This is a genomic window from Sphingobium sp. JAI105 (genome assembly GCF_015752145.1).
Taxonomy (GTDB): domain Bacteria; phylum Pseudomonadota; class Alphaproteobacteria; order Sphingomonadales; family Sphingomonadaceae; genus Sphingobium; species Sphingobium xenophagum.
The window spans coordinates 23,489-37,170 of the sequence record NZ_JADOUC010000002.1; the positions used below are offsets into that span (position 1 = coordinate 23,489).

General features: G+C 62.2%; 10 protein-coding genes. 5 read left to right on the forward strand and 5 right to left on the reverse strand.

All coding sequences use genetic code 11. From position 1 onward, the window contains the following. The first annotated feature begins 1 nt into the window (after position 1). Both IWY39_RS17565 and IWY39_RS17570 read left to right on the forward strand, forming a co-directional pair. Positions 2-826: a class I SAM-dependent methyltransferase gene (locus IWY39_RS17565; RefSeq protein ID WP_196871661.1), complete on the forward strand. Its 825-nt coding sequence runs from the start codon at positions 2-4 to the stop codon at positions 824-826. 161 nt (positions 827-987) lie between these two features. After that, positions 988-2,790, forward strand: coding sequence for a CocE/NonD family hydrolase (locus IWY39_RS17570; protein ID WP_229380716.1), 1,803 nt, complete (start codon positions 988-990; stop codon positions 2,788-2,790). A gap of 48 nt (positions 2,791-2,838) precedes the next feature. Here IWY39_RS17570 and IWY39_RS17575 read toward each other — a convergent pair whose 3' ends face one another. The 4 genes from IWY39_RS17575 to IWY39_RS17590 all read right to left on the reverse strand — a co-directional run bounded on the left by IWY39_RS17575 (position 2,839) and on the right by IWY39_RS17590 (position 7,776). After that, on the reverse strand, positions 2,839-4,236 hold the full coding sequence (locus tag IWY39_RS17575; protein ID WP_331274486.1) for an alkaline phosphatase PhoX: 1,398 nt from the start codon (positions 4,234-4,236) through the stop codon (positions 2,839-2,841). 116 nt (positions 4,237-4,352) lie between these two features. After that, positions 4,353-5,603, reverse strand: a complete 1,251-nt coding sequence (locus IWY39_RS17580) for a DUF3526 domain-containing protein (protein WP_107125683.1) — start codon at positions 5,601-5,603, stop codon at positions 4,353-4,355. Then, positions 5,600-7,042 (reverse strand): ABC transporter permease, encoded by a 1,443-nt coding sequence (locus tag IWY39_RS17585; protein WP_107125684.1) that lies wholly within the window; start codon positions 7,040-7,042, stop codon positions 5,600-5,602. Before IWY39_RS17585 ends, IWY39_RS17580 begins: the two co-directional genes overlap by 4 nt. Further along, a complete protein-coding gene (locus tag IWY39_RS17590; RefSeq protein ID WP_107125685.1) occupies positions 7,039-7,776 on the reverse strand; it encodes an ABC transporter ATP-binding protein in 738 nt (245 codons plus the stop codon). Before IWY39_RS17590 ends, IWY39_RS17585 begins: the two co-directional genes overlap by 4 nt. Before the next feature lie 160 nt (positions 7,777-7,936). Here IWY39_RS17590 and IWY39_RS17595 point away from each other — a divergent pair, with 160 nt between their 5' ends. The 3 genes from IWY39_RS17595 to IWY39_RS17605 all read left to right on the forward strand — a co-directional run bounded on the left by IWY39_RS17595 (position 7,937) and on the right by IWY39_RS17605 (position 12,753). Continuing rightward, positions 7,937-10,024, forward strand: a complete 2,088-nt coding sequence (locus IWY39_RS17595) for a TonB-dependent siderophore receptor (protein ID WP_196871662.1) — start codon at positions 7,937-7,939, stop codon at positions 10,022-10,024. Between the two features lie 56 nt (positions 10,025-10,080). Then, complete coding sequence (locus IWY39_RS17600) at positions 10,081-11,940, forward strand: TonB-dependent receptor (RefSeq protein ID WP_145246954.1); 1,860 nt, start codon at positions 10,081-10,083, stop codon at positions 11,938-11,940. A gap of 117 nt (positions 11,941-12,057) precedes the next feature. Then, positions 12,058-12,753: a DJ-1/PfpI family protein gene (locus tag IWY39_RS17605; protein ID WP_196871663.1), complete on the forward strand. Its 696-nt coding sequence runs from the start codon at positions 12,058-12,060 to the stop codon at positions 12,751-12,753. Here the strand turns inward: IWY39_RS17605 and IWY39_RS17610 are convergent. Continuing rightward, positions 12,750-13,670 (reverse strand): alpha/beta hydrolase, encoded by a 921-nt coding sequence (locus IWY39_RS17610; RefSeq protein WP_107125739.1) that lies wholly within the window; start codon positions 13,668-13,670, stop codon positions 12,750-12,752. The two genes, IWY39_RS17605 and IWY39_RS17610, sit on opposite strands and share 4 nt — an antisense overlap. Positions 13,671-13,682: the final 12 nt, after the last annotated feature.

The window sequence follows — 13,682 nt, forward strand, 5'->3', positions numbered from 1 at the left end:
CGTGGCGCAACCCATTCAGACGGCAGCCTATTGGGACGATACGGCGGATGCCTATGTCATGGGCGCGGAGCCGTTCACGGGCCAATTCTGCCGCGATGCCGTGGTGCTGGCCGATATCGAGCCGGGGATGTCCCTGCTCGACATCGCAACCGGTCCCGGCGCGCTGGCGCTAGCCGCGGCGGCGGCTGGCGCAAATGTCACCGCCGTCGATTTTTCCACTGGAATGATCGATCGCCTCACCGTCCGGTCTGGCGGCCTTGCTATCGAGGCCCGGCAGATGGATGGTCAGGCGCTCGATTTGCCGTCAGACCATTTCGATCGCGTCTGCTCGGTCTTTGGGGTACCGCTATTCCCTGATTGGCGCGCAGGCCTTGCGGAAATGGCGCGCGTACTGCGCCCCGGCGGCCTTGCCGTGCTTGGTGTGGCGGCAAACCCCTATGGCTTTGGCCCCAACCAGCTATTGGCGCAGGCGCGGCTGACACTATGGCCCGACGTCGCGATCGACATGGGTATTCCCGGCATGATGGTGCTGGATGACGGCGATCGCCTCATCGCCGCGCTCGAAGCCGCGGGGCTGGTGCAAGTTGTGCTGCACAGTCGAACCCATGACATTCTCCTGCCCGCCGATATATTGGGCAGCGACAGCGCGATGATCGGTTCGAACCCGTTGATCGCCGGACTGAGCGAGGGCGATCGCCGCGCCGTCATCGCACAGGCGGAAACGATGCTGGATCGATGGCGCGAGGAGGATATCATCCGCATGCCGGGGACTGCGCATCTGGCGGTCGCGACCAAGCCGACCAACACAGGGTTCGACGCCGCATAGGATGATGTGTCGCATCGGGAGGACAATAGGACATGATCGACAACGAGAAATTCAAGACTTCCTTCCGCCGCCAATTGGCCAGCGCAATATGCCTGTCCTTCTGCGGATGGACGCTGTCGGCTACCGCAGCGCCGACGCAGCAGGCACCGCTGACCGACACGATGATGAACGAGCAGGTCAAGGCCTATGACTGGGTCCGCCCGCAGGCCGACTATGTACGCAAGGTGGTGATGATCCCCATGCGCGACGGCAGGAAGCTCTATACGGTCATTGTCTATCGCAAGGGCGTGACCGATGCGCCGATCCTGCTGAGCCGCACACCCTATAATGCCGACAAGTCGACGAGCCGCAACCGTAGCCAGAAGATTGAAGAGATACTGCCCGTCATGGACGCGGAGTTCGTCAATGACGGCTATATTCGCGTCTATCAGGACGTGCGTGGCCTTGACGGGTCGGAGGGCGACTATGTCATGAACCGCCCGCTGCGCGGCCCCCTTAATCCTACCAAGGTCGATCACGCCACCGACGCCTATGACACGATCGACTGGCTGGTGAAGAATGTGAAGGAGAGCAACGGGAAAGTCGGCATCACCGGCTCTTCCTATCTGGGCTTCACCTGGCTGATGGCGCTGGTCGATCCGCATCCCGCGCTGAAGGCAGCGGTGCCGCAAAGTCCGATGGTCGACGGATGGATGGGTGACGACTGGTTCCACAACGGCGCGTTCCGCACCTTCGGCTTCGACTATGATCTTGGCCAGACGGTGAAGAAGGGCGGCGGCCCGGTGCCCAAGGGCACGGGGGATGAATATACCGCCTATCTGGAAGCGGGATCGGCGGCCGACTATGCCAGAGCCTACGGCCTTTTGGACCTTCCGGTGGTGCGCAAGGTATTGGAGCATCCCAGCTACGATGCATGGTGGCAGGGGCAGGCGGTCGACAAATTGCTGGAGAAGCGGAAGCTGACGGTTCCGACCATGTTGGTCGTGGGTCAATGGGATCAGGAGGACAGCTACGGCGCTCCGGCAGTCTATCATGCGCTGGAAAAGCAGGACACGGCCAATGACATGGTCAGCCTCGTCATCGGCCCGTGGCGCCATTCCCAGGTCAATTACGAAGCGCGCGCGCTCGGCCCGCTAACCTGGGAAGGCGACACGGGGCTCCAGTTCCGCACGCGCTACATGAAGCCTTTTCTGGATTGTCATCTCAAGACCAACCCATCCCCCTGCAACACGCCGCCGGTACTGACCTATGCAACCGGCGCAAACCGCTGGGACGTGTCGCAGCATTGGCCGGCAGGCACACCGACCCCCCTCTATCTGGGCGCAAATTTCGGCCTGTCGTGGACGAAGCCCGAGGCAGGCAGCGACAGCTATGTCTCCGATCCCGCCAAGCCTGTGCCGATGCTGCCCCGTCCGATCCATATGCAGGGCGAGGAGTGGCGCACCTGGCTGGTCCATGATCAGCGTTTCGTCGATGGGCGCCCCGATGTGTTGAGCTACACGACCGGCATACTCGACAAGCCGGTACACATCATGGGCGCGCCAAAGGTGGACCTACGCGCGGCGACCACGGGACGCGACAGCGATTTCGTGGTCAAGCTGATCGACGTCTATCCGGACGAATATTCCGCCAATCCCGCCATGGCCGGCTACCAGCTCGGCATCGGCATCGAGATATTCCGCGGTCGCTACGTAAACGGTTTTGCCACCCCCGCGCCGCTGGAGCCGGGAAAGACATATGCCTTCCAGTGGTCGCTCCCCAATGTCGACCATGTGTTCCTGCCGGGCCACAGGATCATGGTACAGGTGCAGTCGAGCCTGTTCCCGCTATATGATCGCAACCCCCAAAGCTGGGTGAACTCAATCATGGAAGCCAAGCCCGAAGACTATGTGAAGGCGACCGAGACGATCCACCGGGGCGGCGAGGCAGCCAGCGCCGTCTGGCTGCCTGTCGTTCCGGACTAGATCATCGAATGACCTGTGGCGATGCCTGGAGGTTCGGGGCGGACGGTTTCACTGAACGACCGTCTGCCACGGGCCGGTTATCGCCAAAGTCTTTGCAGGGCTATAGGCGTTGACATAGAGGGTGCGACCATCCGGCGAGAAGCAGGCCCCTGCAAGTTCGGTCTGCGTCTTGAGCGCGCCAAGGACGTAAGTGGCACCGGCCGGCGTCACGCCAATCAGGCGATTGGCGACGACGTCCGTATATTGATCCTCGCAAACGACCAGATGGCCCGTTGGCGCGACTGTCAGATTGTCGCCAAAGTCCAGCATCGTCTTGCCACGGGATTCGACGAAGAGCTGGAGCCGGTCTGCGGCGCTTCCCTCCCGCGGCGCGCCGGGTCGCAGGCGCATGATCTGGCCCAGCTTGGCCGATCCCCCGGATGTGCAGCAGAAAAATAGTTCGCCATCGCCCCAATGAATGCCCTCGCCCCGCGCAAAACGCAGCGCCCCTGCGCGATTGCCGCGAAGGCGCAAGTCATCGTCAGGTGCGTCCGTGCCATCCAGGTCGATCCAGCGAACCGGCAGCCATTGCCCCTGCGCCATGTCTTCCCCGGTCCAGTTGCGGCTGTCGGTGCGCGCGGGATCGAGCAATGCCAGCGCCTGAAGGCGACCGCCCTTGAGCAATTGTCCGCGTTCGTTGGGAAGGAAGCGATAGAGCAGCCCGTCGTCCCGATCCTCTGTGAGATAAACGATGCCGGTGCGCGGATCGACGGCAGCGGCTTCGTGATTGAACCGGCCCATGGCGCGGATCGGCTGCGGGTCCACCAATCCGCGCGCGGAGGCGGGTACTTCAAAAACCCAGCCATGATCCTGCCCGACGCCATTGCCCGCGCGCGTCATATCTTCCTCGCAGCTCAGCCAACTGCCCCATGGTGTCGTTCCGCCCGCGCAGTTGCGGATCGTTCCTGCCAGGCTGAGATGCTGGGAGACGATGTCCCCATTTGCATCACCCAGGACGATGGTCGTCGTTCCGCCAGGAAGCGCGCGACCATCGGACAAGCGGTCAAAGGCGGGGAAATCGGCCTTCCGACCCCGCATCGCACCGTCATCAATCCTGTTGATCGGCAATTCGTGATTGCGCACGAGTGCGTGCCGACCGCCGGGAAGCGCGAAGCAGCCCATGCCGTCAGCCCGGTCGGGCACGAAACGGCCATCGCTCATCCTGTCACCGAACTGGGATATGACACGGTAGGAAAAGCCCGCCGGCAGGTCGATCAGTCCCGCCGGGTCGGCGATGGTCGGGCCGTAGCCCAGCGCCGGGCGCGCGGGGCTGACCAGCATGGCGGACCGCTGAGCACAACCGGCCACCGCCAGGCCCCCGATCGCCGCCGCCAACCCGGCGGCGAAATGGCGGCGATCAACCTGCGCTGCTTCGGTCAGCGGTCGTTCCATTCCATCTCTGCTCACGTCATGCCTCAAATTCGTGACACAATATCCGCGGTCGTCGTCCGACCCTGATGACAGTTTAGACTTTAACTGCGTCACGCATGTGACCCTGTTCAAACCGCGCCACGCCTATGCCATCAGCCTTCGAATTTCGGCGCCTTGTCAAAGTCGGCCTTTCCGAACGGTGTGTCGGTGAACAGATAGCCATAGTAGAAATTGCGGAGCCGCTTGTGAAAGGCGCGGATACGGTCCTGATAGGCAAGCTGCGCCTGCATATCCGTTTGGGCAAGTCGCGCGAGCACGGACTGAACCCCGACCGAAGGCAGCAGCCAGCCAATGGCATGAGCGATCGCGTCACGCGCCTCTATGGCGTTGCGATAGTCCGCGACTTTTTTCGCAACGCTCTCGTCACCCACCTGATGGAAGGCGAGATACCATTTATAGTGGAAGGCGGCGGGCAGAGGCGGGCTGTCCTTCCATTCGGGATGATTGGCGTAAAAGGCCCGCATCGTATCTTCGCGCGGAATGTCCCAGGCGCGATTCACCGCCTCTCGCTGGGCCAGGCTTATTTCGACACCCTGACCGACCGGAATCGCCCGGTTGATCGCGACATGCGCAATAGTGGGCAGGATCAGCGTCAGCACCAGCCACAAGCCCGCCAGCGTCGCAGCATTGGCGACCGAACTCCAGCGCAGTCGTCCGATCAGCAGCGTGACGCCGATCCAGAAGATGAGGTAGAGGGCAACGAGACCCAGCACGGCGAGTAACTGAGCGACGGGCACATGCGACAGGATCGCACCGACCGAAAGCGGCACGCCAAGCGCCAGGAACAGCAGTCCGCCGCGCAAGCCCACGCGCCGCGCCCACAGATGACGCCCCGTTCCTACCAGCGCGTCGAGCATACGCAGTCGGCCCGCCTCCCGCTCGCTCGACACCAGGTCGTGGAACAGCGCGATCACGAAGAGCGGCGTCAGATAGACAAGGACGAAGGAGAAATCGAAACGGCCAGGCAGAGCCAGTTCCGGATTGAAAGCTTCACCGTCATAGAGCTGCGCTTCCAGTCCCAGCGCCCGGACCCGCAGGATATAGGGTGCGACATCGCGCAGGCCGAGCGCTGCGAAGGCCAGCGGCGCTGGCGTGTCCCAGGTCGCATGAAAGCTGTAATAGGCGGCGCTTCCAGCATCCTTGTCCCTGTCGACCCATTGGGCGATGCTGGCGATGTCCTGCGCCTGCTTGGGCTGGATACGCGCGATGACTTCACGCTGACGACTTATCTCCGCCATCCCTGCCACCACGGCGGCACAGGACAGAAGAGCGACGAGCAGCAACGCCAGCGCAGCCATGCGCGAGCGCAGCAACAGGCGCAGTTCGTGGGCGATCAGGGTCATGAACGGGCTTTCTGAAGATGACGTGCGACGGGCACCAGCGCCAGCGCGGCGAGGATGAGCCAGCCAAGAAGCAAGCCAAGCCCCGGCAGGCTGGCTTTCACCAGTTCGGCAGCGCTGGCCGCCTTGAAGCGGAAGGGCGGAATTTCGTGCCAATGCCCGGCGGAGATGCGCTTGCGCTGATCGGCCCCTGCGTCGCTCGCGGTGTCATTGGCGTAGCTGACGGCATCGGCCTGAAGCCGGTTCAGCCGCTGTACCATATCGTAGCGATAGGCCTCCGCCTGCGTGAGGAAACGGCGATGCCCTTCCAGATCGGTGCCAGCCGCCGCCATGGACAATTGCCGCAGCGAAATGGCGGGGCTGACGATGCCAAAGCCGTCCGTCAGTCGGCTCTGCGCCCGCTGGACGCCAAAACTGCGATCGGCATAATCGTCAAACAGCCGCGACGTGAGCTTTTCGCCTTCCACGGCCAGCAGCCCCTTATAGTTGACCGGCAGATCCTCGACCCGCGTCACCCCATATTGCTGCAACGTCCTTTGCTTGAACGCTGTGAAAAAGGGATCGTCGGGATTGTGACTGTCGCCCAGCTTGTGCAGATCGTGCGCGATGGCAATGTCGGTTTCCAGGCGCGTGGGCAGCATATGCGTCTGCGATGCCACGTCCGGTGCAATTCGCGGGACGAGGATCACAAGGACCGCCCATAGCGCGAGCAGTGCCAACAGCGCGTCGCGGCCGCGCTTCACCAGCCCGGATATGAGGATGGTGATGATCGCCCATAGCGCCAGATAGGCGGCATAACCGATGGCGATCACCAGCATGGGTCCGGCGAGCGCCCCCGGCTGCCCGGCGATCAGCAGGAAAGCGATCATGGCGGGAAGCCCCACCAGGGCCGCGACCATGGCCAGCGCAAGCAGCTTGCCCAGGATCAATGCGCGTGCGGATACGCCCTGCGCCAGCATCTGGCGCAGGGTACCGCGTTCCCGCTCGCGCGCGACCGCCCCATAGCCCAGGAAGATCAGCAGCAGCGGCGCAATGACCTGCAAGACGAACGCAGGCGTCAACTGGCCGAAGCGGACCAGCAGGGAGGATTGGCGGACATCGCCGAAATTGGCGCTGTTCTGGCGATGACCTTCCAGGAACATGCTGTTCCCGGTGAAGGCGTCCACGCCTGGATCGAAGGCGGCGAGCGGTCCCAACGGACGAAAGATGAAATTGCCATAATGGACCATCCGGTGCGGGTGGCGATCGGGCTGCGCCTCAAACGCTTCGCTGGCCTGCGCCTGAAAGCGGGCGCGGGTTTCCGCAATGGATCGCTGGTGAGACCAGCTAATGAGCGCTGCTGCCAGCGTCAGCAGAACGAGCAGCGCAAAGGCGATGACAGCAACCCGGTTGCGCCGCATCAGGCGCAGTTCATCGCGCGCGATCAGACTGATGGCGCTCATGCGGCGACGACCTCCCGCGCGAATTTCCTGTGCAGTTCGCGCACGTCGAACCGCTCTTCGCCCTGCGCCGCTGCTTCATCGACGATGCGACCGGATTCCAGAAAGCCGATGCGGTCGGCAATGTCGGCCGCCGACAACAGGTCATGCGTCACCATCAGCACCGCCGCACCTTTCCGGGCGACATCATGGACCAGCTTGTTGAAATCGGCGGTGGCGCGGGGGTCAAGGCCGGAAGAAGGCTCGTCCAGCAACAGCACCGGCACTTCGCGCAGCAACGCGATGGCGATCGCCACCTTCTGCCGCATGCCCTTGGAAAAGCCGCCAAGCCGCTTGTCCCAGGCCGCATTCTGCAATCCGGTCGCCTCGAACGCGCCGTCAATGGCGTCCCGCGATGGGTGACGACCCGCCAGCGCCAGCAGGTATGCGGCATTTTCCCGTGCTGTCAGATGCTCGTAGAGGGCGACATTCTCCGGCACATAGGCGATCTGTTCCCGCGCCTTGTCCGGTGCCCCTGCCGGGTCATGCCCTGCGACCAAAACGGTTCCGCTGTCGGGTCTGGCAAAGCCAAGCAATGTGGACATGGTCGTCGATTTGCCTGCACCGTTGCCGCCCAGCAGCGCGTAAATTTCTCCTGCATCGACATGCAGGCTGAGGCCGCGCAGCACATGATGGCTGCCATAGGACAGGTTGACGTCGGACAAGAGGATGCGCTGGCCGATTGCGGTCAGGGACATGAATGATGCTCCTTGGCTGTTGGCTCGGACCATTTAGCCTATGCAGCAATCTGTCAATGGGACGTTATAACATTTTCCATTTGCGCTGGCGGTGTCAGCGCATTAGGGGGCCAATCGTCAATGATATTCTATATCATTTGATCGAACCGGGGGGCCTTCCATGAACATTTTTTCTCTGCGGTTTGCGTTGCTCGCGTCCGCTATCTCCGTCATTGCGCCGTCCGCGCTGGCCCAGCAGCCCGCGCCTGACGATAGCGAGACCAATATTCTGGTCACCGGATCGCGGGAAGCCAACGCCAGCATCAACGGCTTGGTCGTCGACCCTCTGCTGCTCCCGCAGAATGTGCGCATTCTTGGCAGCAACCTGATCGAAGAAGCTGGCTTTACCGATCTGTCGCAAATGTTCGATCTGGCTGGCGGCATGGCCCGACAGAACAGCTTCGGCGGAGCATGGGACGCCTATGCCATTCGCGGCTTTTCCGGTGACATCAATCAGGGGCCGGACCTGTTGCTCAATCGTTTCAATGCCAATCGCGGGTTCAACGCTCGTCGTGACGTGGCCACGGTCGAAAGCTTCCAGGTGCTCAAGGGACCGGCTTCCGCCTTGTCGGGCAAGGGGGAACCGGGCGGATCGATCAACATTGTCACCAAGGCACCGCTTGACCATTTCCACGCATCGACCGAACTGTCCTACGCCAGTTTCGACACAATCCGTGGCAGCGCCGATTTTGGCGGCCCTGTGTCCGGAACCGTCGCCGCCCGGATGATCGCCGTCTATCAGCAGGGCGACAGTTTCCGGGACTTTAACAAGAGCGACCGTCTGCTGTTGGCGCCTTCGATCGCCTGGCAGCCGAGCGAAAGCGTGCGCTTCCTCTACCAGCTTGAATATAATCTGGTGCATTTCACCCATGATCGCGGGCTTGTCGCGGTAAACGGCGATGGCAAGGTACTGCCGCGCAGCCGCTTTCTGGGCGAACCCAATGACGGTCAGATGCTTCAGCGCACGGGGCAGCATCAGGGTAGTGTAACGATCGACCTTGCCGAGGGTGTGGCGCTGGAGGCGGGCGTCCAGTATCGCGACGGCGTGATGCAGGGCCAGTCGACGCATAACAGCGCGCTGGTCGGGACGCGCCTTCGGCGGCAGCTGCGCATTCACGACTATGATTGGCAGGATCTGTCCGGCCGTGTTGAATTAAGCGCCAACGGCACGACGGGCGGCGTCAATCACCAGATCCGGATCGGCGCTGATGCGTATCGCTATGACCAGCGCCGCGTCTTTTACCGCTTCAGCCCGACAGCGGCAAATCCCTATGACATCGACATCTTCAATCCGGTCTATGGCCAACCCAAGCCGGTTGCACCGCTCAATCAGAACCTGCTGGAGCAGCAGCGCGGCGAGAGCGTCTATGCGCAGGATCTCCTGACGCTCGACGACCGCTTCAGCCTGCTGCTTGGCGTCCGGCACGACTGGATTCGCCAGCGCGTCAATAACTATCGCAGCGGCGCGGTCGACCGGCAAAGCCCGTCCGTTACCTCGCCGCGCGCGGCCTTCACCTTCGCGCCCAGCCAGTCGCTGTCCGCCTATGTCAGTTGGGGCCGGTCGTTCCGCTTCAATCAGGGCGTTGACGCCAATTCGGACCCCTATGCCCCGGAACGCGGGGAAGCGCTGGAAGGCGGCGTCAAATATGCGTTGCTGGACAAGCAGTTGACCGGCACCCTGTCCGTATTTCGCATCACCAAGAAGAATGTCCTGGTTAGCGACGGCACCAGCAGCGGTTTTTCGATCGCGACCGGAGAAGCCCGAAGCAGGGGCTTCGAATTCGACCTGAATTATGCGCTGGATGAGCGGTTCAACCTGACCGCCGTTTACGCCTATACCGATGCGGAAGTGACGAAGGACACGCGGCCAGCGCTGCTGGGATCGGGCCTGAGCAACGTACCACGTCATTCGGGAGCCATTTATGGCCACTGGCAGTCGAACGCGACCAATCCCGGATCAATCGGGCTGGGCGCGGGTATCACCTATGTCGGCGAACGGCCCGGCGATGACGTCAATAGCGGCTTCCGCTTGCCAGACTATGTCACCGCGCGCCTCAACCTGTCCTATCAGGTCAGCGACCATGTTGCCGTGCATCTGGACGCGGAAAATCTGTTCGACGCCTATTATCTGGAAAGCAGCTACAGCAATGTCTGGATCACTCCGGGCACACCGCGTACCGTCCGGGGCAGGCTTGTGTTATCGTTGTGACCGGGAAATATGCTGGCCCGCTTCTTCTTTCCGCATGGCTGTTGACGCAGCCCGCGATGGCGCAGCGCACCGATGAAAATGCGGTGCGCGAGGCGGAGGACGGCTTCGGGAAAAGCGTCGGCAGTGATTCCGTTGGCATCTATGCCAGCGGCAATGTCCGGGGCTTTTCCGCCAGCGATGCCGGCAATAACCGTGTCGAGGGACTCTATTTCGACAAGGCGGGCCAGATCAGCAATGTGATCGTACGTGGCTCCACGGTCAGGGTCGGCCTCACTGCCTTTGGCTACCCCTTCCCCGCGCCGACCGGCATCGTTGATGCCGATCTGCGCCGGGTCGGCGACAAGCCTGTGGTCAGCGTCCAGTTCAACAGTGGCGATTATCTGGGCACCGATCTGGTGGTCGACGCCGCCCTGCCGGTGACGGAGAAGTTCGACGTCAATCTCGACCTTGGCCTGTACGATGATGAATATGTCAGCGGTGCGAGCGCCTGGTTTGTCAGCTATGGCGGCGTGCTGCGCTACCGACCGATGCAGGGCGTGGAGGCGACTGCCTTTGTCGCGGGCTATCAATATGGCGATGAAGAACAGGCGCCGGTTATCTATACCGCAGACGGCGCGCCGCCGCCGCGTATCAAGCGCCGTCGCTATTTTGGGCAGGACTGGGCCGACTGGGCGGGCGACAATCGCAATATCGGCGGCACGATCAAGGCGAATCTTGACCGGTGGCAAATCGCCATGGGCCTGTTCGATAGCCGCTTCACCAGGGACGATTATGCGTCAGCCTATTATTCGGGTGTCAACGCGCAAGGGATGGGCCGTTCAACGCTGCTCGTCGGGCGGGACCAGAGCAATGTGTCGACATCTGGCGAAGCCAGATTAAGCCGTACCCTGGGTAGTGGCGCGCTGGTGCACCGCCTGCTGTTCTCGGCAAGGGGACGCAGGGCCGAAGCGCGCTATGGCGGCTTCGACACGATCGACCTTGGCGATGCCATGATCGGCGTGCCCGACCCGCAGGAACAGCCAGACTTCGTATTTGGGGAACGGACCCGTGACCGGGTGCAGCAAATGAATTATTCGGCGGGTTATGAAGTGCGCTGGCGCGGGGTTGGCGAATTCAATCTGGGCGTCACCCGGGCCGATTATCGCAAGACGGTCGCGCAACCTGGTCTGCCCGTCGACCTGGTGCATGATCGCCCCTGGCTATGGAACGCCGCGATCGCCATCACGCCGACCGCAACGACCACATTCTATGGCGCGATGACGCGCGGGCTGGAGGAAAGCGGCGTAGCGCCCGCCAACGCCGTCAACCGCAACCTCGCCCTGCCTGCGCTGCATACGCGGCAAAAGGAAATCGGCCTTCGTCAGCAACTGCCCGGCGGCATCAAGCTGGTCGCGGCGCTCTTCGACCTGCGCAAGCCTTATTTCGATATAGACAGTCGCGACGGTTATTATCGCGCACTGGGCGATGTGCGGCATAGCGGTCTGGAAGCCTCTCTCGCCGGTCAGCCCTTCGCTGGCATGAACATGGTGATCGGTGCAGTCTATCTGCGTCCTCGCGTGACGGGACAGGCCGTCGATGAGGGACGTCTGGGCAGAGAGCCAATCGGCCGCACGAACCTAACCATTGATGCCAACCTCGACTATCGCTTGCCCAATATGCCGGCCCTGTCGTTTGACGTGCATATGCTCTATGAAGGCGAGAAGGTCGCCAATGCTGCTAACAGCGCGACATTGCCTGCTCAGGCCGTGATCGATCTGGGCGCGCGGTATCGTACCCGGATAGCGGGCGTTCCGACGCTGCTGCGGCTTCAGGCGAAGAATGTGACTGATGTTTTTGGCTGGAAAGTGTCGGGCGGCGGGGGATATACTGTGTTGCCAGGACGAAGACTGGCCGCAGTCCTGACGATGGATCTATAGCCAACGATGACAGACACGCTTTATCAGGGATTTCCAAATTCGCGCGGCGGGAGCGAAGTTCCGCCCGTTGCTTGCGATGTCCTGAGATGGCCCTGCCTCCGCCGTCTGGGCGTTGCGATGTTGCTGATCGTCGGCATGCTGGCGCTGACTAGCGTAGCGACCGCGACCGGCCAGACGGCGTCGACCGCACCGGCTGATTCCGTCAGCAAGCCCAAGACGATCGGCATCGTCCTGTTCCCCGGATTCGAGACGCTCGACGTCTTTGGTCCGGTGGAGATGTGGGCACGCCTTCCTGACTACCAGATCGTCATGGTCTCGCAGCACGGCGGTCCGATCAAGTCGGCTCAGGGGATCGACACGGTCACGACCTATTCGTTCGATAACGCGCCACAGTTCGACATAGTGATGATCCCAGGCGGCATGGGGACGCGGACCGAGGTCAACAACCCGGTCATGCTGGGCTTTCTGCGCAAGCAGGACAAGGGCACCCAATGGACGACGTCGGTCTGTACGGGATCAGCCCTGCTGGCCAAGGCAGGCATTCTCGATGGCCGCAAGGCAACGTCCAACAAAATCGCTTTCACCTGGGCATCGAGTCAGTCGAGCAAGGTCGCATGGCAGGGGCACGCCCGCTGGGTGATCGACGGCAAATATATCACTTCATCGGGCGTATCGGCAGGTACCGACATGGCGCTGGGGCTTGTCGAAAAGCTCTACGGCCGCGAGATGGCGGATCGCACGGCGCGTGGCAGCGAATATGTCTGGAACGATGATCCTGCCAAGGATCCGTTTGCGGTGGAAACCCGTCCCTAACCCTTGACCGTCGCGATCAGGCCGCGAGACTGCATCCACCACAAGAAGGCTTCGAACCAGTGGTCACTGGTCGTGCCTTTTGGCTTGAGGTCGAACCCGTGCCCACCGCGTTCATACAGGTGCAGTTCGGCCGGAGCTCCCGCCTTCCGCCAGGCCGTATAGAGCTGGACAGGATCGTTTGGCGTGAAGGCGTCGTCCGCCGCGCCCGCGATGAAGGCCGGCGAGGCATCGTACGGAACCGGCGTACGCAGCCCGCCATAGATCAGTCCAACGAAATCGGGCCGCGAAACCCTGTTGCCGATGGCAAGGTCAGCCGCGAGGAAAGCGCCTGAGGAGAAGCCAAGGAAGCCGATGCGTTTGGGATCGATTCCCCAATCGGCGGCACTCTCCCGCACGATCGCCATGGCCCGTGCGCCATCCTCTACTGCATGCTTCTCCCCTGCGAAGACTGGCACTTCTTCGGGCAAGCCGCTCTTTGCCCGCGCCATGATGACTTCCATCTCCTTCATATGGATTTCGGGCATGTGCATGGCATCGTCAGGGCTACGTATCGTGCGATATTTGAGTACGAACGCAGTGACGCCCCGCTGTGCCAGCTGACGCGCGACAGCGGTGCCACCAGCCTCATAACCAAGGCCGACGAAGCCGCCTCCCGGCGCGATGATAACCGCCGTGCCGGTTGCGCGCGTCGGTTCGGGACGAAACAGCTCCAACGTGGGATCGCTGACGTTGAAAATCATCGTCTCGCCCGTCTCGCGCAAGACGTCCCGCGTTTCCGGGACGCCGAGCGCGGCGACGACGCCCTTGGGATATAGCGGAATGATCTCGCCTGCGACCGTGCCAGCCTGCACAGTCACCGCTGCCGACAGCAGCGTGATCGCAACGGCGAGCTTTGTCGCCTTTGCCAGACACGTCATGATCCTTTGCAC